Below are 20,929 nucleotides of genomic sequence, written 5' to 3' on the forward strand. Positions count from 1 at the left end.
GTGGCGTTCCTCAGTGGGCGACCGCGGCGGCGCCGTGCTCGTCGACGAGCGCCCCGGTGACGAATCGGTCAAGGGAGAAGGGAGCGTTGAGGGGATGCGGCTCGTCGTTGGCCACGGTGTGGGCGAAGCACCAGCCCACGCCGGGCGTCGCCTTGAAGCCGCCGGTGCCCCAGCCGCAGTTGAGGTAGAGGCCCTCGACCGGGGTGAGGCCCATGATCGGTGACGCGTCGGGCGAGACGTCCACGACGCCGCCCCAGGTACGCAGCACGTGCGCCCGGGCGAAGACCGGGAACAACTCCAGAGCCGCGGCCATCTGCTGTTCGATGATGTGGAAGGCGCCGCGCTGGCGGTAGGAGTTGGCCGCGTCGATGCCCGCCCCCATGACGAGCTCGCCCTTGTGCGCCTGGCTGACGTACACGTGCACGGCGTTGGACATGACCACCGTGGGATGCACCGGCTCCAGCAGCTCGGAGACCAGCGCCTGGAGCGGGTGGCTCTGCAGCGGCAGATCGATCCCAGCCGTGGCGGCCACGACCGAGGTGTGACCGGCGGCGCACAGCGCCACCCGGCCCGCCGCGATCGTGCCGCGGGTGGTCTCCACGCCGGTCACCCGGCCGTCGCGCACTTGCAGCCCGGTGACCTCGCAGTGCTCGATGAACTCGACGCCGAGCGCCGCGGCCGCCCTGGCCAGGCCCCAGGCGACGTGGTCGTGCTTGGCGATCCCGGCCCGGGGCTGGAAGGTGCCGCCCAGCACCGGGTAGCGGACGCCGGGGGAGACGTTGACGATCGGGCAGACCTCCTTGACCTGCTGGGGGTCCAGCCATTCGGCGTCCACGCCGTTGAGCCTGTTGGCCTCGACCCGCCGCATGCTGTCGCGGACGTCCTGGAGGCTGTGGGCGAGGTTGAGCACGCCGCGCTGGCTGAACAGCAGCGGGTAGTCGAGCTCCTCCTCCAGCCCCTCCCAGAGCTTCAGCGCGTGCTCGTAGATGCCGGCGCTCTCGTCCCACAGGTAGTTGGAGCGGATGATGGTGGTGTTGCGGGCCATGTTGCCGCCCGCCAGCCAGCCCCGCTCCAGCACGGCGACGTTCGTGATGCCGTGGTTCTTGGCCAGGTAGTAGGCAGTCGCGAGGCCGTGCCCGCCGGCTCCGACGATCACCACGTCGTAGGACGCCTTGGGCTCGGTGGCGCTCCACAGCCGGTCGGGGTGCTCGGGCAGGTCGGCGCCCGGGGCGTGGGGGCTCATCGGACGTCCTCGTAGAGCGGGTGCTTGCCGGCCAGGGCCTCGACCCGGCCGCGCAGGAAGGACAGGTCGGCCTCCGGCGTGAGCGCCGTCGCGATGACGTCGCTCACGTCGGCGAAGTCGTCGGCGCCGAACCCCCGCGTGGCCAGCGCCGGCGTGCCGATGCGCAGGCCGGAGGTGACCATCGGCGGGCGCGGGTCGAACGGCACCGCGTTCCTGTTCACCGTGATCCCGGCGGCGTGCAGCCGGTCCTCGGCCTGCTTGCCGTCCAGCGCCGAATCACGCAGGTCGACCAGGACGAGATGCACGTCGGTGCCGCCGGTCAGCACCTTGACCCCGGCCTCGGCGGCGTCGGGTGCGAGCAGCCGGTCGGCGAGGATCTTGGCGCCCTCCAGCGTGCGCCGCTGCCGGTCGCGGAAGGCGTCCTCGCCGGCGATCTTGAACGCGACGGCCTTGGCGGCGATGACGTGCTCCAGCGGCCCGCCCTGCTGGCCGGGGAAGACCGACGAGTTGATCTTCTTGATGAGGTCCTCCGTGGACAGGATCACGCCGCCGCGCGGGCCGCCGAGGGTCTTGTGCGTGGTGGTGGTGACGACGTGGGCGTGCGGCACGGGGGAGGGGTGCAGGCCCGCGGCCACCAGGCCGGCGAAGTGCGCCATGTCCACCAGCAGGTACGCGCCCACCTCGTCGGCGATCCGCCGGAAGGCGGCGAAGTCCAGGTGGCGGGGGTAGGCCGACCAGCCGGCGATGATCAGCTTGGGCCGGTGCTCGCGGGCCAGCCGCTCGACCTCCTCCATGTCCACCAGGTGGTCGCTCTCGCGTACGTGGTAGGCGACCACGTTGTACAGGCGGCCGGAGAAGTTGATCCGCATGCCGTGCGTGAGATGGCCGCCATGGGCCAGGTCGAGCCCGAGGATGGTGTCGCCGGGTTCGAGCAGCGCGGCCATGGCCGCGGCGTTGGCCTGGGCGCCGGAGTGCGGCTGCACGTTGGCCGCCGCCGCGCCGAACAGCGCCTTCACCCGGTCGATGGCGATCTGCTCGATCACGTCCACGTGCTCGCAGCCGCCGTAGTAGCGCCGGCCCGGGTAGCCCTCGGCGTACTTGTTGGTGAGCACCGAGCCCTGCGCCGCCATGACGGCGACGGGCGCGAAGTTCTCGGAGGCGATCATCTCCAGCGTCGAGCGCTGGCGCGCCAGCTCGGCGCCGATGGCGGCGTGGACCTCCGGGTCGACCACGTCCAGCGGGGTGTCGATCATGTATGTCCTCTCCTAACCGCGCAGCCGCTGCATCGTGGGGTCGAAGAGCGGTTCCTCGGCGACGACGGCGCGTACGTTACGGTCGAAGTAGCCGATGGTCACCTCCTGGCCGGGGTTCGCCAGGTCGGCGGGCAGCCAGGCGTAGGCGATGCCCCTGCCGATCGTGTATCCGTAGGCGGCGCTGGTGACGTAGCCGGCCGGACCGCCGTCGGTGTCGTAGACGGGCTCCTTGCCCATGACGACCTCGTCGGTGAGCAGGCAGGTCAGCCGCCGGCGCACCTCCTGCTTGCGCTCCAGCAGCGCCTCGCGGCCGACGAAGTCGCCCTTGTCCAGCTTGACGGCGAAGCCGAGCCCCGCCTCGTAGGGGTCGTGCTCGAAGGTCATGTCCGTGCCGAAGGAGCGGTAGCCCTTCTCCAGGCGCAGGCTGGTGAACGCGCCGCGGCCGCCGGCGATGACGCCGTGCCGCTGCCCGGCCTCCCAGAGCGTGTCCCAGAGCTTGAGTCCCATGTCGGCGGTGGTGTAGATCTCCCAGCCCAGCTCGCCGACGTACGACAGGCGCAGCATGGTGACCGGCACGTTGCCGATGTAGCCCCGGGCGCCGCGGAAGTAACGCAGCGCGGTCAGGTCGATGCCGGTGAGCGGCTGGACGAGGTCGCGGGCACGCGGGCCCCACACGCCCACGCAGCAGGTGCCCGCGGTGATGTCCCGGATGTGGACCGCGCGCGGTCGCCGCCGGTCCAGCCAGTCGAGGTCCAGGTTGCCGTTGGCGCCGACCTGGAACAGCTCGGGGCCCAGGCGCGCGACGGTGATGTCGCTGCGGATGCCGCCGTCGGTGTCCAGGAGCAGGCAGTACGTCACGGAGCCGACGGACTTGTCGATGTCGCCGGTCACCAGGGACTGCAGGAAGCCGACCGCGCCGGGGCCGCTGATCTCCAGGCGCTTGAGCGCGGTCATGTCGTACATCGCGACGGACTCCCGGGTGGCCTGCGCCTCCGCGCCCACGATGGGCGACCAGTATTGGGCGGCCCAGTCGCCGGGCGTCGGGATGTCGCGGCCCTGGAGCAGCGGGGCGTTGGCGCCGTACCACTGTGGCCGCTCCCAGCCGGAGGCCTCCAGGAAGATCGCGCCGAGCTCTTGCTGGCGGACGTGGAACGGGCTGGTGCGCATCGGGCGCGGATGCTCCATGGGCTGCAGCGGGTGGATGATGTCGTAGACCTCGACGTAGTTCTGGCAGCCGCGCGCCAGCACGTAGTCGGGAGCTATCTGGTGCGGCTCGAACCGGTTGACGTCGCATTCGTGCAGGTCGAAGGAGGAGCAGTGGCCGTCGACCAGCCACTCGGCCATGGCCATGGCGACCCCTGCGGAGTGGGTGACCCACACGGCCTCCGCCACCCAGAAGCCCTTCACCTCGCGCGACTCACCCATCAGCGGCATGTGGTCGGTCGTGAACGAGAACAGCCCGTTGATGCCCTCCTCCACCTTGGCCGACCGCGTCCCCGGCAGCAGGCTCTGGGTCTCGGTCCAGGCGTCGGCGAAGTCGTCGGGGGTGAAGGTCAGCACCGACGGCATGACCTCGGCGGCGTCCACCGAGAGGATGTCGTCGGGGCTGACCGGCATGGGCCGGTGGCCGTAGTAGCCGATGCCCAGCGTGTCGTAGCGCTCCCGGACGTACAGGTCGGCGTCCTGGTGACGCAGGATGGGCCGGGTCGCCTCCCCGGTCTGCCCGGCCAGGTCGGGGATCTGACCCGTCCAGGCCAGCTGGTGGGCCAGCGGCGTGAGCGGCAGCTCCATGCCCACCATGCGGGCCACGCGCGGCCCCCAGATCCCGGCACAGCAGACCACCACGTCGGCGGGGATCTCGCCGTGGTCGGTGACCACCGCGGCGACCCGGCCGCCCTCGGTCCTGATGTCCAGCACCTCGTGCCTGGCCAGCACCCGCACGCCGCGCTCGGTCGCCCTGGTGAGCTGCGCCTGGACCGCCTTGACCGCCTTGGCCAGGCCGTCGGTGGGGAGGAACAGGCCGCCGAGCACCTTGCCGGGGTCCAGCAGCGAGTGCTTGGCCACGCACTCGGCGGGGGAAAGCAGATGGGCCTCCAGGCCCCATGCCGTCGCCCAGCCGTGGCGGCGCTGCAGCTCCGCGAGGCGCTCGGGGGTCGTGGCCACCTCCAGGCCGCCCACTTGGAGGAAGCTGTCCAGCTCGACGAACTTCTCCACGGTGTAGCGGGCCATCTCGGCCATGGTCTTGGAGCCGTTGGTCTGGAACACCAGACCGGGCGCGTGCGAGGAGGAGCCGCCGGTGGCGGGTACGTCACCCTGGTCGACCACTGCGACGTCGGTCCAGCCGCGGGCCGACAGCTCGTCGGCGAGTGCCGCGCCGACCACGCCGGCCCCGATGATGACGACTCTCGGGCCCGTCATAGCCACCTCCGGTGTTGTTGCGACATATGCAACCTAACGCGCTTCCCGCAACAAGCGTCGCCTGCCGGATTGCGGGTGTCAAGGGGCGTTCTGTCTAATTCCGTGCCGCTCATCGGCGCCGCGGAACGCACGCGAACCCGGCCCGATCGCGCGTGCGATCGGGCCGGGTTCGCGGCAGCCGGTCAGCTCTTGGGCAGCCAGGCCTTGACCTTGTCCGGGTTGTCGGCCACCCACTTGGCGGCCGCCTCCTCGGCGGTCATCTTGTCCTCGGCGATGTACTTCGCCACGAGGTTCTGGTCGTCGTTGGTCCAGGTGAAGTTCTTGACCAGCTCGTAGGCGGGGCTGCCGGAGTCGGCGAACTTCTTGCTCACGATCTTGTCGAGCTGGTACGGCGGGTAGTCGCAGGCCACCTTCTCCGGATCGGCGTCGCAGCCTTCCTTGTAGGCGGGCAGGTTCACCTTGACCAGCTTGAGCTCCGACAGGAACCACTGGGGCTCGTAGAAGTAGGCCAGGATCGGCTTCTGTTGCTTCTGAGACTGGCGGAAGGCGGTGATGAGCGCGGTCTCGCTGCCCGCGTAGACGACCTTGTAGTCCAGCTTGAGGTTCTTGACCAGGGCCTCGTCGTTGGTGACGTAGGAAGGGTCGCCGTCGAGGAGCTGGCCCTTGCCGCCGGACTCGGAGGTCTTGAAGAGGGAGGCGTACTTGTTGAGGTTCTTGTAGTCGGTGATGTCCGGGTACTTCTCGGCCATCCACGGGGCCACGTACCAGCCGATGACGCCCTTGTTGCCCGTCGGCCCCGCCGAGACGGCGACCTTCTGGTCGTCGATGTACTTCTTCTTCAGGTCGTCGTGTGCCCAGTTCTCCACGATCGCGTCCACCTCGCCGGTGCCGAAGCCCTGCCAGGCGACCTCCTCCTTGAGGTCCTTCTTCACGACCGTGCAGCCGAGGTTCTTCTCGGCCACGTAGGCGATCACCGCGGCGTTGGCCTCGTAGCCCACCCACGGGTTGATCGCGAGGTTGAGTGTCCCGCACGCCTTGGCACTGCCTCCGCCGGCGGCCGGTGCGGCCGTCTCGCCGACCTTCGCGCCCGCGCAGGCGTTGAGAAAGAGGCCCATGCCGGTTACGAGCACGAGTGCCCTGACCTTTCCGCTCCTCGAATTCGTCACCTAGGTCCTCCTGGTGGTTCCTCGGGCCGAGGGGCCCGTCTTCGGTTAGTTGTGCGGTTGCCCACCGTGAGCCGCCGCGTCTGCCCGCTGCGTGGCGGCGCGCATGACGCGGTCGAGCACGATGCCGAGCACGACGATCGCGAGCCCGGCGGCCAGCCCCTTCCCCCTGAGCTGGTGCTGCGAGAAGCCGGCCACGACGTCGTAGCCGAGCGCCCCCGCCCCCACGAGGCCGCCCACGACGACCATCGAGAGCACGTAGATGAGTCCCTGGCTGGCCGCGAGCGTCACGCCGCTGCGGGCCATCGGCAGCTGGACCTTGGAGATGAGCTGCCAGGTGCTCGCCCCCGCCGAGGTGGCGGCCTCGACCGTGGTGGGGGAGACCCGCCTGATGCCCTCGGCCACCAGCTTGATCGCGACCGGGGCCGCGAAGATCACGGCCGCGATGATCGCGGTGAACCGCGTCGGGCCGAACAGGCCCAGGAGCGGCACCAGATAGACGAAGTGGGGCATGGTCTGGCCGGCGTCGAGGACGGGGCGCAGCATGGTGTCGGCCCGGTCGCTGCGGCCCATCCACACGCCCACCACCAGGCCGAGCACCATGACCAGGACCGTCGCGACCACGGTCGAGGCCAGCGTGACCATGCTGTCCTGCCAGAGCCCGAGCAGGACCAGCACCGCCAGGCCGATCGCGGTCGCCAGGGCCGCCCGCGCGTTGCCCGCCAGTAGCGCCACGGCCACGGCCACGGCGAAGACCAGCCACCACGGCGAGCCGGTCAGCAGCGCCTCGAACGGGTTGAGCAGCCCGTTGGTGAGCAGGTTCTTGACCGCTTCGGTGACGCCGACCAGGCTGTCCTGCACCCAGACGCTCGCCGCGTCGGCGGCTCGGCGCACGTAGGGGCCGACGTTGGCCTGTGCGGGGAACTCCGCCGCCCAGACGTAGGTGTAGGACAGGTAACACAGGAACGCGGCGACCCCGAGCACGCCCGTGACCTGGAGCCGCCGCCGTCCGGGGCTGAGCAGCCGGCCGGCCCTGCGCTCGGCCTCCACCCGGCGGCTGGCCGCCGAGGTCACCCGGTCCAGCACCACCGCCATGATGACGATGGCCAGGCCCGCGTTGAACGCGGTGCCCACGTCCAGGGTCTGCAGCGCCTTCAGCACCGTCTGACCCAGGCCCGGCGCGTCGATGAGCGCCGCGATGGTGGCCATGGACAACGCGGCCATGATGGTCTGGTTGACCCCGACGATGATCGTCTGTTTGGCCATCGGCAGCCGCACGTGCCGCAGCGACTGGGCGGTGGTGGCGCCCAGCGAGGTGCCCGCCTCGAGGGTGTCGGGCGAGACCTGGCGGATGCCGTGCGCGGTGATGCGGATGGCCGGCGGGATCGCGTAGATCATCGTGGCGACCGTCGCGCTGGCCGGGCCGATGAGGAAGAAGAGCGTGAGCGGCGCCAGGTAGACGAACGTCGGCATCGTCTGCATGAAGTCCAGCACGGGGGTGACCACCCGGTGGAAGCGGTCGCTCATCCCCGCCCACACACCGAGCGGGATGCCCACGGCCAGCGACAGGACCACCGCGGTCAGCGTGAGGGCGAGCGTGTCCATGCTCTCCTCCCACAGGCCCAGCAGCCCGAAGGAGATCAGGCCCGCCGCCGTGAGCAGCGCCGACTTCCTGTTGCCGTACAGGAAGGCGACCCCCGTCGCCAGGGCCGTCACGCCCAGCCAGCCCAGCACGGGCAGCGGGCGCCCGAAGGACGGCTGGCTGATCAGGGCCTGGACGAACGTCACGGCCTCGTCGAGGAAGAGCCGGATGTAGTTGACGAAGTAGAGGAAGAACGGGTTGCTGTTCCTGCCGTCGTCGATGGCGTCCATGCCCTGGTTGAGCGAGCTGTGCACCGGCGTCAGCTCCGCGCCGCCCAGCTCCAGCGTGTCGCGCCCGTGCAGCAGCGCCCATCCCAGCACCCAGACCGCGAGCACCGCGAGGATGAGGTATTTCCGGCCGCGCAGCCGCGTGGCCACTGCCGTCACCGCGGCAGTCACGGGAGCCATCAGGACTGCCCTCCTGCGATGACCTCGAGGATCTCCACGCTGGTGACCACGCCGAGCAGGGCGCCGTTCTCGGTCACGCGGACCGGCCGGCCGGCCGACATCACGCTGTGCGCCGCGTCCCTGATGACCACGTCGGGGCCCAGCTCGGGGCCGTCCAGGGGCTCGTCGGGCAGCGGGTCGCGCATGATCCAGCGCAGCGTCAGCACGTGGGAGCGCGGCACGTCGCTGACGAAGTCCCTGACGTAGTCGTCGGCCGGCGCGCCCACGACCTCGTCGGGCGTGCCGATCTGGACGAGCTCCCCGTCGCGCATGATGAGGATGCGGTCGCCCAGCTTGAGCGCCTCGCTCAGGTCGTGCGTGATGAAGATCATGGTCTTGCCGACCTCGTGGTGCAGGCGGATGATCTCGTTCTGCATCTCCCGCCTGATCAGCGGGTCGAGCGCGGAGAACGGCTCGTCGAACAGCAGCACCTCGGGATCGGCGGCCAGCGCGCGGGCCAGGCCGACGCGCTGCTGCATGCCTCCGGAGAGCTGGTCGGGGTAGGAGTTCTCGAAGCCGGTCAGGCCCACCAGCCCGACGACCTCGCGTGCCCTGACATAGCGGTCCTGCTTGGGCACCCCGCGGATCTCCAGCCCGAAGACGACGTTGTCCAGCACACACCGGTGCGGCAGCAGCCCGAAGTGCTGGAAGACCATGGCCATGCGGTGCCTGCGCAGCTCCCGCAGCCGCTTCTCGTCCGCCTGGCGGATGTCCTCGCCGTCGAGCACGATCTCGCCGGCCGTCGGCTCGATCAGCCTGGTGAGGCAGCGGACCAGGGTGGACTTGCCCGAGCCCGACAGGCCCATGACGACGAAGACCTCGCCGCGCCGTACCGAGAAGGAGACGTCGCGGACGGCGGCGACGCAGCCGGTCTGCTCCTTCAGCTCCGCGCGGCTGAGGGTGGTGCCGACGACGCGGTCAGCCTTGGGCCCGAACACCTTCCAGAGCCCCTTCACGTCGAGGATCGGGGGTGTCTCGGTGCCGAGCGGGTTGCGTTCGGTCAGTGACGGTGCGGTCATGACCACCTCTTGGTCGTCGGGGGGCGTCAGTTCGCTGGGAACCACCGCTGCGGGCGTGGGCGGATGTTCTGCCAGACATGCTTGATCTCGCGGTATTCGTCCAGGCCGGTGGGCCCGAGCTCGCGGCCGATGCCTGACTGCTTGAAGCCACCCCACTCGGCCTGCGGCACGTAGGGGTGGTAGTCGTTGATCCACACCGTGCCGTGCCGCAGCCGGCCCGCCACCCGCTGCGCCTTGCCGGCGTCCTGGGTCCAGACCGCGCCGGCCAGGCCGTACTCGGTGTCGTTGGCGAGGCGCACGGCCTCGTCCTCGGTGGTGAAGCGCTCCACGGTGAGCACCGGGCCGAAGGACTCCTCGCGCACCACGCGCATGCCCTGCTTGCACTCGTCGAGCACGGTGGGGCGGTAGAAGAAGCCGGGGCCTTCCATCCGGTGGCCGCCGCAGCGCAGGACCGCGCCCTCGGCCAGGCCCGCCGCCACGTACTCCTCGACCTTGGCCAGGTGCGCGGCGGAGATGAGCGGGCCGGTGTGCGCGTCCGGGTCGAAGGGGCCGCCCAGGCGGATCAGCTCCGCCCGGCGCACCACCTCGTCCACGAAGGCGTCGTGCAGGGAGTCCTCGACGAGGAGGCGGGCGCCGGCCGAGCAGACCTGGCCCGAGTGCAGGAACACCGCGGTGAGCGCGAAGTCGATCGCGGTCTCGAGATCGGCGTCGGCGAAGACGATGTTGGGGTTCTTGCCGCCCAGTTCGAGGGCCACCCGCTTGACGGTGGCCGCGGCGGCCGCCATGATCCGGCGCCCGGTGGTCACGCCGCCGGTGAACGACACCAGGTCCACGGCCGGGTGCTCGGCCAGCGGCGCGCCCGCCTCGTGGCCCGCGCCGAGCACCAGGTTGGCCACGCCCGCGGGCAGGCCCGCCTCCTCCAGCGCGCGCATCAGCAGGATCGCGGTGCTGGGGGTGAGCTCGCTGGGCTTCAGCACGAAGGTGTTGCCGGCGGCGAGCGCGGGGGCGACCTTCCACGTCGCCTGCAGCAGCGGGTAGTTCCACGGCGTGATCAGGCCGCAGACGCCGACGGGCTCGTGGACGATGCGGCTGATGGCGTCGTCCCGGCCCGTGTCGATCACCCGCCCCGCGTCGGTGCCGGCCACCCCGGCGAAGTAGCGCAGGGAGGCGATGGAGTCGTCGACGTCGTACTCGCTCTCCACGAGGCGCTTGCCGGTGTCGCCCGATTCGGCTCTCGCGAACCTGTCGCGGTCGCGTTCCAGCAGGTCAGCTACCCTGTAGAGCAGTGCGCCGCGCTCGCGGGCCGGGGTCTGCGGCCAGGGGCCCGCGTCGAAGGCGTGCCGGGCGGCCGCGATCGCGGCCTCGGCGTCGGCCGCCGTGGCCTCGGCCACCGTGGCGACCAGACTGCCGTCGGCGGGCGAGTGGATGTGCCGCTGCCCATTGGCGATCGGCCTCGTCCAGTTGCCGCCGATGTAGAGGTCGGTCATCCGACACACCCCAGATCGTTGCGCATGGCGCAAGCTAGTGCTTAATGAGGAACAGGATTGACCGGCCGCTGGTGGTTCGTCAAGGCTTTGGGGGAATCACTGGCCGAATCCATACGTTGTGATCCGTTTACCCCTGCGCTGGGTGGAGTTTCCCCTCTTGACGGACCGGCCGCTCTCCGTTCACGCTGTTGCGTATAAGTCTCTTATTTGCGTAATACGCAACACAAGGAGGAGCGATGGCTCCTGGGCGCGAGTTCATCCTCACCATCTCCTGCGCCGACAAGCCGGGCATCGTCTACGCGGTCAGCAGCTTCCTCATCCAGCACGGAGGCAACATGCTGCAGAGCAAGCAGTTCAACGACCGCAAGGGCGGCGGCTTCTTCATGCGGGTGCACTTCGCCTCCCAGGACGGGCTGGAGGAGCTGCGCGAGGGCTTCACCTACGTCGCGGAGTCCTTCCAGATGACCTGGCAGCTCAAGGACGCCGCCACGCCGACCCGGACGCTGATCATGGTGTCGAAGTTCGGCCACTGCATGAACGACCTGCTCTTCCGCCGCCAGGTCGGCGGCCTGAACATCGAGATCCCCGCGGTCGTCTCCAACCACCCGGACCTGGAGCCGCTGGCCGCCTCCTACGGCGTCCCCTTCCACCACGTGCCCGTGACGTCGAACGGCAAGGCCGAGGCCGAGGCCAGGGTGCTGGAGCTGGTCGCCGAGTACGACGCGGACCTGGTGGTGCTCGCCCGCTACATGCAGATCCTGTCGGACGACCTGTGCAAACAGCTCGAGGGGCGGGCGATCAACATCCACCACTCCTTCCTGCCGGGCTTCAAGGGCGCCAAGCCGTACCACCAGGCGCACGAGCGCGGCGTGAAGCTCATCGGGGCGACGGCGCACTACGTGACGGCGGATCTGGACGAGGGGCCGATCATCGAGCAGGACGTGGCCAGGGTGGACCACGAGCTCGACCCCGACGACCTGGTCGCCGTGGGCCGGGACGTCGAGGCCCAAGTGCTGGCCAGAGCGGTGAAGTGGCACAGCGAGCAGCGGGTGCTGCTCAACGGCGACCGCACCGTCGTCTTCCGCTGACCTTCCGGTCTTTGAGGCGGTGAGGGAGTCCCTCACCGCCTCAAGCGTTCGCCGGGCCCGCAGTCCGCTCCTGCCGCTTCGTCCCGGCAGGGCGGAGGCGCGCAGGCCGACCGCGATGACGTGCGAATACGGGGTCAGGACCGGTGCCGGTAGAACTCGGCCGACTCCGGCGGCAGCGGGGTGTTGCCGAGGATCAGGTCGGCCGCCTTCTCCGCCAGCATCATGACCGGCGCGTAGATGTTGCCGTTCGTCACGTACGGCATGGCCGAGGCGTCGACCACGCGCAGCCCGTCCACGCCGTGCACGCGCATGCTCTCGGGGTCGAGCACGGACATCTCGTCGATGCCCATCCGGGCCGTGCAGGAGGGGTGCAGCGCCGTCTCGCCGTCCTTGGCCACCCACTCCAGGATCTCCTCGTCGGTCTCGACGGAGGGCCCCGGTGACAGCTCGCCGGTGCTGTACTCCTGCAGCGCCGGCCGGCCGAGGATGTCGCGGGCCACCCTGACGGCCTCCACCCACTCGCGCCGATCCTGGTCGGTGGACAGGTAGTTGAAGCGCAGGGCGGGATGTTGCCGCGGGTCGCTGCTCTTGATCTTCACGGAGCCGCGCGCGTCGGAGTACATGGGGCCGACGTGCACCTGGTAGCCGTGTCCGGCCGCAGGTGCGGAGCCGTCGTAGCGCACCGCGATCGGCAGGAAGTGGAACATGAGGTTGGGGTAGTCCACGTCGTCGTTGCTGCGCACGAAGCCGCCGGCCTCGAAGTGGTTGGTCGCGCCCGGCCCCTTGCGCAGGAACAACCACTGGGCGCCGATCCACGGGTGGCGCCACTTCTGCAGGTTCGGCTGCATCGAGACGGGCTTGCCGCACCCGTGCTGGATGTAGACCTCCAGATGGTCCTGCAGGTTCTCGCCCACGCCCGGCAGGTGGTGCACGACGTCGACGCCGAGGGCGCGCAGCTCGTCGGCGTTCCCGATGCCGGACAGCTGGAGGAGCTGAGGCGAGTTGATCGCGCCGCCGCACAGGATGACCTCTCCCGCGCGCACCGTCCCGCCGTCGTATTCGACGCCGACGGCCCGCTTGCCCTCGAAGAGGATCCGCGTCACGAACGTCCGCGTCTTGACCGTGAGGTTCGGCCGCTTCATCACCGGGTGCAGGTACGCCCTGGCCGCGCTGAGCCTGCGGCCCCGCCGGATGTTGCGGTCAAAGCGGGCGAAGCCTTCCTGGCGGTAGCCGTTGACGTCGTCGGTGAGCGGGTAGCCGGCCTGCTGCACCGCCTCGAAGAAGGCCGTGAAGAGCGGCGTGCTCGCCGCGCCGCGCTCCAGCGCCAGCGGCCCGTCATGGCCGCGCCAGGGCGTGCCGGGGTCGGCCAGGCAGTTCTCCATCCGCTTGAAGTACGGCAGGCAGTGGGCGTAGTCCCAGTTCTTCATCCCGGGATCGCCGCCCCAGCGCTCGTAGTCCAGCGGATTGCCACGCTGGAAGATCATGCCGTTGATGCTGCTGGAACCGCCCAGGACTTTCCCGCGCGCGTGGTGGATCCGGCGGCCGTTCATGAACGGCTCGGGCTCGGACTCGTAACGCCAGTCGTAGAAGGGGTTGCCGCACGGGAAGGGGAGCGCCGCCGGCATGTGGATGAAGACGTCCCAAGGGTAGTCGGGCCGGCCCGCCTCGAGCACCAGCACCCGGGTGGAAGGGTCCGCGGAGAGCCGGTTGGCCAGGGCGCTGCCGGCCGAGCCGCCTCCGACGATGACGAAGTCGTACTGCTGTGACGTCATGTTGCCTCGTCTCGCTCGCGCGTTTCACGGAATCGTAGCGTTATGTGAATTTCGTTGCACTACTCGCAACAGGAGATCTTTTGGGCACTTCAGCTCGCGTGAGTTCCTCACAGCACTTACAGTTTCGCTATGAGCAACGACTCGGGTAGTGGGGGCGTGCAGTCGGTCGATCGGGCGATCAGCGTGCTGGAGATCCTCTCCCGGCGGGGCGAAGCCGGCGTCAGCGAAGTGGCCGCCGAGATCGACGTGCACAAGTCGACCGCCTTCCGGCTGCTCGGCGCCCTGGAGGCGCGCGGCCTGGTCGAGCAGGCCGAGGACCGGGGCAAATACCGCCTGGGCTTCGGCATCATCCGCCTGGCCGGAGGCGTCAACACCCAGATGGACCTCGGCCGGCGCAGCCGTCCCGTCTGCCAGCGGCTGGCCGAGGAGATCGGTGAGACCGTCAACATCGCCGTGCTCCGCTCCTCCTACGCGGTCAACCTGGACCAGGTACGCGGGCCGTCCGCCGTCACCACCTTCAACTGGGTCGGCCAGCTCACCCCGCTCCACGCCACCTCCAGCGGCAAGGTGCTCCTGGCCCACGTCGAGGACAAGCAGCGGGCGAAGCTGCTGTCCGAAAGGCCGCTGGAGCGCCTCACGGACCGCACCATCACCGACGTGGCCGAGCTCGAGAAGCAGCTCGCCGAGATCAGGAAGGCGGGCTACGCCTACTGCCTGGAGGAGCTGGAGGACGGGCTGAACGCCATGGCCGCGCCCATTCGCTCCTACCACGGGGACGTCGTGGCCGCGGTCAGCGTGTCCGGGCCCGCCTACCGCTTCAGCGCCGAGCGTATGCACCAGCTCGCCTCCGTCCTCATCGGTGGGGCCGACGAGATCAGCGGGCGGCTCGGCTACGCGGACTAGCCCGCGCCAGCCGCACCACCACGCTCTTCGACGTCGGAGTGTTGGACGTCTCGGGCACCGAGTCCAGCGGCACCAGCACGTTGGTCTCCGGGAAATAGGCCGCGCAGCAGCCGCGTGCCGTCGGGTAGGCGATCACCCGGCGGACCGCCTGCAACAGCAGCCGTCCCGGCGGCACCCGCAGCACCTCCAGCCGGTTGACGGTGAAGTTCGCCCTGCCGGTCGCGGTGGGGAAGCGGCGTTCGTCCCTGGGCGCGCTGGGCAGCGCGCTCGGTGAGCCTCTCTGATCGGCTCAGCGATCCTGTGGTTGCACAGGACCTGGGCACAGCCAAATGCCCGGCATCCGCCAATCGCCTTCGTGCCCTGGTACCGGCAGCGACGCTGCCAGCCCGTGTGAACACGTCCCTCCGGACGCTGACCGGCCAGAGGTGCACGATCCGACCGGGGAGGGTGCCCGACGTCGCCTGGGCGCCGTTCTCGCAGAACTCCGCCGGGCTGCGGTGCTCGCCCTCCGGCCAGGCGTGTCCCACCGCGGGCAGCCCGCCCGCCCAGTCCTTGGGCGGGCCGGCCTGGAGCCCCTCGTCCTCCTCTTCCATCGCTCAGCCGATCCGGTTCTGGACCCACTCGTGGAAGGCGCCGATGTGGTGCTCGCTCGGCACCAGGACGCCGCCCTTGGCGTACGTGCGCGAGCTCATGCGCGGCTGGGTGCGCTCGCACGCCTCGAAGTCCTGCTCGTTGACGCGGTGGAAGAGCTCGACCGACTTGTCCAAGTCCTTGCCGCTCGCCACCACGTCGGGCAGATAGAGCCAGTCGCACTCGACCACCGTGCGGTCGACGGCCAGCGGGAACATCCGGTGCACGATCACGTGGTCGGGCACCAGGTTCACGAAGACCTGCGGCTTGACGGTGATCGCGTAGTAGCGCCTGTCCTGCTCCTCGCTCACGCCGGGGATGCGGTCGAGCCCGGGGGAGCCGTCAACGGTGAAGCCCTGGATCTCCTCGCCGAACTCGGCGCCGTGGCCGACGAAGTATTGCGCCGCGTAGCCGTCGGCGAACTCGGGCAGCACCTCGGTCAGCTCGGGGTGGATCGTGGCGCAGTGGTAGCACTCCATGAAGTTCTCGATGATGAGCTTCCAGTTGGCCTGGACGTCGTACACGATGCGCCGTCCGACCTCGAGGCTCGGCACGTCGTAGTTGTCGATCAGCTCCAGCGCGCCGAGCCGCTCGGTGACCGCGCCGAGCACGTCGTCCTCGAAGGAGGGCGGATCGTCGGCCAGGCAGACCCACACGTAGCCGAGCCACTCCCGCACGTGCACCTTGACCAGGCCGTACTCGACCCGGTCCAGGTCGGCCATCTTGGTCAGGTTGGGCGCGGCGATGAGCTTGCCGTCGAGGTCGTAGGTCCACGCGTGGTACGGGCACTGGAAGGCCCGCTTGACCTCGCCGGACTCCTCCGTGCGGATGGTGGCGCCGCGATGACGGCAGACGTTGTAGAACGCGCGCACCGACCCGTTCCTCGACCTGGTGACGAGGATGCTCTCGGTGCCGACCTGCACGGTCTTGAACGCTCCCGGCTTGCCCAGGTCGGACGAGCGCACCACGCAGAACCACATCGACTCGAAGATGTTCTTCTGCTCGAGGGCGAAGATCTCGGGGTCGACGTAGTAGCGGCCGGGGAGGGTGGGGATCACGCTTGACGTGGTCACGGGAGTACTCCTGTGGGTGCGGGCCGGGTCAGTGTCCTCGGCGGATCCAGTCCTCGAGCTGCGGAGCCTCGGCTCCGATGGTGGTGTCGTCACCGTGCCCGGTGTGCACCACCGTCTCGCCGGGGAGGGTGAGGAGCGTTGTGCTGATCGACTTGATGATCGTCGGGAAGTCGCTGTACGACCTCCCGGTGGCGCCGGGGCCGCCGCGGAAGAGCGTGTCCCCGGAGAACAACACCCCCAGCTCGGGTACGTAGAGGCAGACCGAGCCGGGGGCGTGCCCCGGCGTGTGCAGCACGTGCACGGCCGAGCCGCCGAAGCGCAGGATGTGCCCGCCCGCCAGCGCCTGGTCCGGCGTGGCCGCCGGGTGCGTCAGCTTCCACAGCACCTCGTCGTCGGGGTGCAGCAGGACGGGCGCGCCGGTGCGGGCGGCCAGCTCGGGCGCGGCGTTCACGTGGTCGTCGTGCGCGTGCGTGCACACGATCCCCGCGACCCGGCGGTCGCCGACGGCCTCGGCGATCGCGGCGGCGTCGTGGGCGGGGTCGATGACCAGCACCTGGTCGCCGTCGCCGAGCAGCCAGACGTTGTTGTCGACCTCCCAGGTGCCGCCGTCCAGGCTGAACGTGCCCGAGGTGACCAGGCGCTCGACGCGCAGTGCTCCTTGGCCGGGCTCCGCCCGGCGGGCGCTGTGATGGATGTCCTCGCTGCGCTGCGGATCCATCACAGCACCACCACCGAGCGCAGCACGTCGCCGTGGTGCATCTTCGCGAACGCCTCCTCGACGCCGTCCAGGCCGATGGTCTCGGTGACGAACGCGTCCAGGTCGAAGCGGCCCTGCAGGTAGAGCGAGATCAGCAGGGGGAAGTCGCGGCTCGGCAGGCAGTCGCCGTACCAGCTGGACTTGAGCGCCCCGCCGCGGCCGAACACGTCCAGCAGCGGCAGGTCCAGGGTCATCTCCGGAGTGGGCACGCCCACGAGCACTGCGGTGCCGGCCAGGTCGCGCGCGTAGAACGCCTGCTTGAACGTCTCGGGACGGCCCACGGCGTCGATCACCACGTCGGCGCCGTTCCCGCCGGTCAGCTCCCTGATCGCCTCGACCGGGTCGGCCTCCTTGGCGTTCACCGTGTGCGTCGCGCCGAAGCCGCGCGCCCACTCCAGCTTCCTGCCGTCCACGTCCACCGCGATGATCGTGGTGGCGCCGACCAGGCGGGCTCCGGCGATCGCCGCGTTGCCGACCCCGCCGCAGCCGATGACCGCGACCGAGTCGCCGCGGCTGACCGCGCCGGTGTTGACCGCCGCGCCGAGGCCCGCCATGACGCCGCAGCCGAGCAGGCCCGCCGCCGCGGGGGAGGCGGCCGGATCGACCTTGGTGCACTGGCCCGCGGCCACCAGCGTCTTCTCGGCGAACGCGCCGATGCCGAGCGCCGGGCTCAGCGGGGTGCCGTCGGTCAGCGTCATCTTCTGCACGGCGTTGTGCGTGGCGAAGCAGTACTGCGGCCGGCCGCGCAGGCACGACCGGCATGATCCGCACACCGCGCGCCAGTTGAGGATGACGAAGTCGCCGGGCGCGACGTCGGTGACGCCCGCGCCGACGGACTCCACCACGCCCGACGCCTCATGGCCGAGCAGGAACGGGAAGTCGTCGCTGATCCCGCCCTCGCGATAGTGCAGGTCGGTGTGGCAGACGCCGCAGGCGAGCACCTTCACCAGCGCTTCGCCGGGGCCGGGATCGGGGACGAGGATCGTCTCCAGGCCGACCGGCTTGCCCTTGCCCGTCGCGACCACGCCGCGTACTTCATGAGCCATTGATTCACTCCTGGTTTCAGACCGCCGTCTCCAACTGGCGGCGCCAGCGGGAGAAGAGACGGACCTGGTTGACGCCCAGCACTGCCACCGGCCGTTCGCCCTGCCGGTAGACGGCGAGGAAGCTGTGATCGGCCGGGTCGCCCTCCTCCACCACGACCGTGTCGGCATGGCGGGCCCGCCCGACGAACTGGATCTTCACATCGAACTGGTCGGACCAGATGTAGGCCGGCCGCGGCCGCGCGGGCCGGGCGACGCCGCCCGACAACAGCGTCTCCGCCGCGACGCCGGCCCGCTGGCGCGCGCCGGTCCAGTGCTCACACCGGTCGTGCCGGCCGAGCGCGGGGTCGAACCAGGCCGCGCAGTCGCCGACCGCGACGATGCCCGCCGCCGGGCCGCCGCCCTTCCCGCCGCCGTTCTCGCGGGCCGGCCCGCCGCTCTCGTCCCGGATCGCCGCGCCGCCCTCGTCGCAGAGCACTCCGTCGCCCAGCAGCAGGCCGCTGCCCTTGAGCCAGGCGATGTTGGGCGACGCGCCGATCCCGACGACGACCACGTCCGCGGGCAGGAGGGCGCCGTCGGCCAGCCGTACCGCGTCGACCCGCTCCTCGCCCGTGAGCGCCGTCACGCGGGCGCTGCGCAGCAACCGGACGCCGCGCCGCTCATGGAGGCCGGCGATGGCCTCGGCCATCTGGGCTCCGACCACGCCTGCCAGCGGCGTCTGTCCCGACTCCACGAGGGTGACGTCCAGGCCGAGGTCGCAGGCCGTCGCGGCGACCTCGGTGCCGATGAAACCGCCGCCGATGACGACGATCCGCTTCGCGTTCGCCAGGTCGTGGCGAAGGGCGCGGGCATCGTCCAGGGTACGCAGGGTGTGCACGCCGGCCAGGCCGTCCGTGCCGGGGAGCCGGCGGGCCGAGGCGCCGGTGGCGATGACGATGCCGTCGGCCGCGACCTCGGTGCCGTCGCTCAGCGTGACGCGGCGGGCGGCGGCGTTCAGGCCGACGGCGGCCACGCCGAGCCGCCACTCGGCGTCCAGGTCCTCGCCGTCGGACTCCAGGGCCAGGTCGGCATCGTCGAGCACGCCCCTGAGGAAGTCCTTGGACAGAGGGGGACGGTCGTAGGGGCGGTGGATCTCCTCGCCGACGAGGATCAGGCGGCCGTCGTAGCCCTGGGCGCGCAGCGCGCGGGCGGTCAGCAAGCCGGCGAGCGAGGCGCCGACCACGCAGACGCTCCTCACGCCTGCCCCTTCACGGTGACGCCGGGAGGCAGGTTGGGCGGAGCTTCGGAGGGAACGACGTAGACGACATCGTTCTCGACCACCACGCGATGCGTGCGGACGGGGCGCTTGGCGGGCGGTGCGTCCACGTCGCCGGTCCTGAGGTCGAAGCGCGAGGCGTGCAGGGGGCACTCGACTTCGCAGCCCTCCAGCCAGCCGTCGGCGAGCGAGGCGTCCTGGTGGGTGCAGGTGTCGTCGATGGCGTAGATCTCGCCGTCCTCGGTGTGGAACACCGCGATCGGCGGATCGGCCTCGACCCGGAAGGCCTCTCCTCGCGGCAGTGACGCCAGAGGGCACGCTTGAATCATCGAGTCACATCCCGGTTTCGCCAAGAGAAACGTCTAGCGCTATACGCAACAGCGTGCGGCTGGAGAAAGCAGATGTCAAGACCGATTTGTAGTGCTTCGTGGTGTTGTCGCTGGCTACGTGACGCGCCAAGCCTGACCGCTTCCGATCCCGCCGCTCCTTCTGGTGGGCGGCGTCTGGCGTCTGGGCGATCGGAACGCCCCTATCGTCTCAGCTACGATGGACCGATCGCATCCCTCCGCTGATCCGAGACCGTACGACGAGGCGGGTGGCGATGATGGTAGGAGGCTCGAGTGGATCGGCGGCAGCTCGAGTATTTTCTCGCGGTGGCTTCGCACGGCAGCTTCACGAGCGCCGCATCCGCCCTGCGGGTCGCGCAGCCGTCGCTCTCGTACACGATCCGGACGCTGGAGCGTGAGCTCGGCACCTCGCTGTTTCACCGGCTGGGTCGCGGTGTCCGGCTCACGCCGGAGGGGCAGGCGCTCGTGGGCTCCGCGCAGCAGGTCCTGCGCGCCTTTCAGTCCGCGCTGTCGTCCGTTCAGCAGGTCACCCGATTGGAGGCGGGACGCCTCGACATCGTCGCATTGACCACGTTGGCCGTGGACCCGCTGGCCGGTCTCGTCGGCACATTCCGTCGTGCCCATCCGGGAGTCGATATCCGCATCGAGGACCCAGAACATGCGGCGGCGGTCGCGGAAATGGTGCGGGTCGGTGAATGCGAACTCGGCCTCGCGGATTTCTCCGTGCCGTCGGCGGGGTTGCGCGCTTTGGAGCTCCGGGAGCAGGAGATGCTCGCGGTTCTCCCGCCGGATGCCGAAATGGCGACCGGCCGGTCGGTGAAGATGACCCAGGTCGCCGCGATGGATCTGATCACCACGCCGCCGGGCACGACGACGCGGACACTGCTGGAGCAGTCACTGGCGGGGGCGGGCGTTCCCCTGCGCATCGCAGTGGAGACGCCGCACCGCGCGGCGATCGTCCCCTTGGTGCTCGCCGGTGCCGGCGTGGCACTGCTTCCCCGTCCGATGGCGGAGGACGCGGCACGTCAAGGCGCCCGCATCGGGGTGATCGATCCGCCCGTCGTACGCCGTGTCCGGTTGCTGTGGCGTCCTGAGCCGCTGTCGCACGCGGGACAGGCGTTCGTCGAGATGGTGCGGAGAGAGACCGCGCCCGGCCGCGTCGACGAGCCCTCGCACGGCCATAGAGAGACTCTATAGCAGCGGTTGAAAGCCGGTCTGGCTTGCCCGCCCGTTTTTGTTGACTGTCGCGGTCGCCGCGAAGAACGATTTAGCAATCGGCGGTCCGGAAATTCCATGAGGACTGCGTCATTTGTTTCTTCGACATTTCATCGGCATTTCCATTATGCCTGCCCCGAGATGCGTGACAGCAGGCGACCCGACTTCCGGAAAG

General features: G+C 70.2%; 16 protein-coding genes and 1 pseudogene. 3 read left to right on the forward strand and 14 right to left on the reverse strand.

Translation table 11 applies throughout. The features are described from left to right. Positions 1-10: 10 nt before the first annotated feature. From EDD27_RS06335 to EDD27_RS06365, 7 genes are all read right to left on the reverse strand, one after another. Positions 11-1,243, reverse strand: coding sequence for a sarcosine oxidase subunit beta family protein (locus EDD27_RS06335; protein WP_127931516.1), 1,233 nt, complete (start codon positions 1,241-1,243; stop codon positions 11-13). Beyond that, the gene (gene glyA / locus EDD27_RS06340; RefSeq protein ID WP_127931517.1) at positions 1,240-2,496 is read right to left on the reverse strand and encodes a serine hydroxymethyltransferase; all 1,257 of its coding nucleotides are present in this window, start codon (positions 2,494-2,496) and stop codon (positions 1,240-1,242) included. Before glyA ends, EDD27_RS06335 begins: the two co-directional genes overlap by 4 nt. A gap of 12 nt (positions 2,497-2,508) precedes the next feature. Then, positions 2,509-4,914, reverse strand: coding sequence for a GcvT family protein (locus EDD27_RS06345; protein ID WP_127931518.1), 2,406 nt, complete (start codon positions 4,912-4,914; stop codon positions 2,509-2,511). Between the two features lie 182 nt (positions 4,915-5,096). Continuing rightward, a complete protein-coding gene (locus EDD27_RS06350) occupies positions 5,097-6,080 on the reverse strand; it encodes an ABC transporter substrate-binding protein (protein WP_241563894.1) in 984 nt (327 codons plus the stop codon). Positions 6,081-6,125: 45 nt separating this feature from the next. Then, complete coding sequence (locus tag EDD27_RS06355; RefSeq protein ID WP_127931519.1) at positions 6,126-8,126, reverse strand: ABC transporter permease subunit; 2,001 nt, start codon at positions 8,124-8,126, stop codon at positions 6,126-6,128. Further along, positions 8,126-9,184 (reverse strand): quaternary amine ABC transporter ATP-binding protein, encoded by a 1,059-nt coding sequence (locus EDD27_RS06360; protein WP_127931520.1) that lies wholly within the window; start codon positions 9,182-9,184, stop codon positions 8,126-8,128. The genes EDD27_RS06355 and EDD27_RS06360 overlap by 1 nt, the downstream gene beginning before the upstream one ends. A gap of 26 nt (positions 9,185-9,210) precedes the next feature. Then, positions 9,211-10,671 carry an aldehyde dehydrogenase family protein gene (locus tag EDD27_RS06365; protein WP_127931521.1) on the reverse strand — a complete coding sequence of 487 codons (1,461 nt, stop codon included), beginning with the start codon at positions 10,669-10,671 and terminating at the stop codon, positions 9,211-9,213. Positions 10,672-10,907: 236 nt separating this feature from the next. On the opposite strand from EDD27_RS06365, the gene purU reads away from it, so the two are divergent. Further along, positions 10,908-11,759, forward strand: coding sequence for a formyltetrahydrofolate deformylase (gene purU / locus EDD27_RS06370; protein ID WP_127931522.1), 852 nt, complete (start codon positions 10,908-10,910; stop codon positions 11,757-11,759). A 134-nt stretch (positions 11,760-11,893) separates the two neighbouring features. Here purU and betA read toward each other — a convergent pair whose 3' ends face one another. Further along, entirely contained in the window at positions 11,894-13,531 is a 1,638-nt protein-coding gene (gene betA, locus EDD27_RS06375) for a choline dehydrogenase (protein ID WP_127931523.1), read from the reverse strand. 129 nt (positions 13,532-13,660) lie between these two features. On the opposite strand from betA, the gene EDD27_RS06380 reads away from it, so the two are divergent. After that, on the forward strand, positions 13,661-14,434 hold the full coding sequence (locus EDD27_RS06380) for an IclR family transcriptional regulator (RefSeq protein WP_206641279.1): 774 nt from the start codon (positions 13,661-13,663) through the stop codon (positions 14,432-14,434). Here EDD27_RS06380 and EDD27_RS06385 read toward each other — a convergent pair. The 6 genes and pseudogenes from EDD27_RS06385 to EDD27_RS06410 all read right to left on the reverse strand — a co-directional run. Next, a pseudogene (locus EDD27_RS06385) lies at positions 14,406-14,696 on the reverse strand (hypothetical protein); the annotation flags it as partial. The gene EDD27_RS06380 and the pseudogene EDD27_RS06385 overlap by 29 nt on opposite strands. Positions 14,697-15,030: 334 nt before the next feature. Beyond that, on the reverse strand, positions 15,031-16,137 hold the full coding sequence (locus EDD27_RS06390) for an aromatic ring-hydroxylating oxygenase subunit alpha (protein ID WP_241563895.1): 1,107 nt from the start codon (positions 16,135-16,137) through the stop codon (positions 15,031-15,033). 28 nt (positions 16,138-16,165) lie between these two features. Next, complete coding sequence (locus EDD27_RS06395; protein WP_127931524.1) at positions 16,166-16,855, reverse strand: MBL fold metallo-hydrolase; 690 nt, start codon at positions 16,853-16,855, stop codon at positions 16,166-16,168. Further along, positions 16,855-17,940: an S-(hydroxymethyl)mycothiol dehydrogenase gene (locus tag EDD27_RS06400; RefSeq protein WP_127931525.1), complete on the reverse strand. Its 1,086-nt coding sequence runs from the start codon at positions 17,938-17,940 to the stop codon at positions 16,855-16,857. The genes EDD27_RS06395 and EDD27_RS06400 overlap by 1 nt, the downstream gene beginning before the upstream one ends. A 16-nt stretch (positions 17,941-17,956) precedes the next feature. Next, a complete protein-coding gene (locus EDD27_RS06405) occupies positions 17,957-19,174 on the reverse strand; it encodes an NAD(P)/FAD-dependent oxidoreductase (protein ID WP_127931526.1) in 1,218 nt (405 codons plus the stop codon). After that, positions 19,171-19,521 carry a bifunctional 3-phenylpropionate/cinnamic acid dioxygenase ferredoxin subunit gene (locus EDD27_RS06410; RefSeq protein WP_127931527.1) on the reverse strand — a complete coding sequence of 117 codons (351 nt, stop codon included), beginning with the start codon at positions 19,519-19,521 and terminating at the stop codon, positions 19,171-19,173. The genes EDD27_RS06405 and EDD27_RS06410 overlap by 4 nt, the downstream gene beginning before the upstream one ends. Before the next feature lie 291 nt (positions 19,522-19,812). Between EDD27_RS06410 and EDD27_RS06415 the strand changes: the two genes are divergently transcribed. Continuing rightward, complete coding sequence (locus EDD27_RS06415) at positions 19,813-20,736, forward strand: LysR family transcriptional regulator (protein ID WP_127931528.1); 924 nt, start codon at positions 19,813-19,815, stop codon at positions 20,734-20,736. Positions 20,737-20,929: the final 193 nt, after the last annotated feature.

Origin of the sequence: Nonomuraea polychroma (genome assembly GCF_004011505.1) — a bacterium.
In the GTDB taxonomy this organism is placed as follows: Bacteria; Actinomycetota; Actinomycetes; order Streptosporangiales; family Streptosporangiaceae; genus Nonomuraea; species Nonomuraea polychroma.

Excerpts from the sequence above, each read along its gene's own strand:
- EDD27_RS06335 (WP_127931516.1), bottom strand. The coding sequence starts at position 1,243 with ATGAGCCCCCACGCCCCGGGCGCCGACCTGCCCGAGCACCCCGACCGG.
- glyA (WP_127931517.1), bottom strand. The coding sequence starts at position 2,496 with ATGATCGACACCCCGCTGGACGTGGTCGACCCGGAGGTCCACGCCGCC.
- EDD27_RS06345 (WP_127931518.1), bottom strand. The coding sequence starts at position 4,914 with ATGACGGGCCCGAGAGTCGTCATCATCGGGGCCGGCGTGGTCGGCGCG.
- EDD27_RS06355 (WP_127931519.1), bottom strand. The coding sequence starts at position 8,126 with ATGGCTCCCGTGACTGCCGCGGTGACGGCAGTGGCCACGCGGCTGCGC.
- EDD27_RS06360 (WP_127931520.1), bottom strand. The coding sequence starts at position 9,184 with ATGACCGCACCGTCACTGACCGAACGCAACCCGCTCGGCACCGAGACA.
- EDD27_RS06365 (WP_127931521.1), bottom strand. The coding sequence starts at position 10,671 with ATGACCGACCTCTACATCGGCGGCAACTGGACGAGGCCGATCGCCAAT.
- purU (WP_127931522.1), top strand. The coding sequence starts at position 10,908 with ATGGCTCCTGGGCGCGAGTTCATCCTCACCATCTCCTGCGCCGACAAG.
- betA (WP_127931523.1), bottom strand. The coding sequence starts at position 13,531 with ATGACGTCACAGCAGTACGACTTCGTCATCGTCGGAGGCGGCTCGGCC.
- EDD27_RS06380 (WP_206641279.1), top strand. The coding sequence starts at position 13,661 with ATGAGCAACGACTCGGGTAGTGGGGGCGTGCAGTCGGTCGATCGGGCG.
- EDD27_RS06395 (WP_127931524.1), bottom strand. The coding sequence starts at position 16,855 with ATGGATCCGCAGCGCAGCGAGGACATCCATCACAGCGCCCGCCGGGCG.
- EDD27_RS06400 (WP_127931525.1), bottom strand. The coding sequence starts at position 17,940 with ATGGCTCATGAAGTACGCGGCGTGGTCGCGACGGGCAAGGGCAAGCCG.
- EDD27_RS06410 (WP_127931527.1), bottom strand. The coding sequence starts at position 19,521 with ATGATTCAAGCGTGCCCTCTGGCGTCACTGCCGCGAGGAGAGGCCTTC.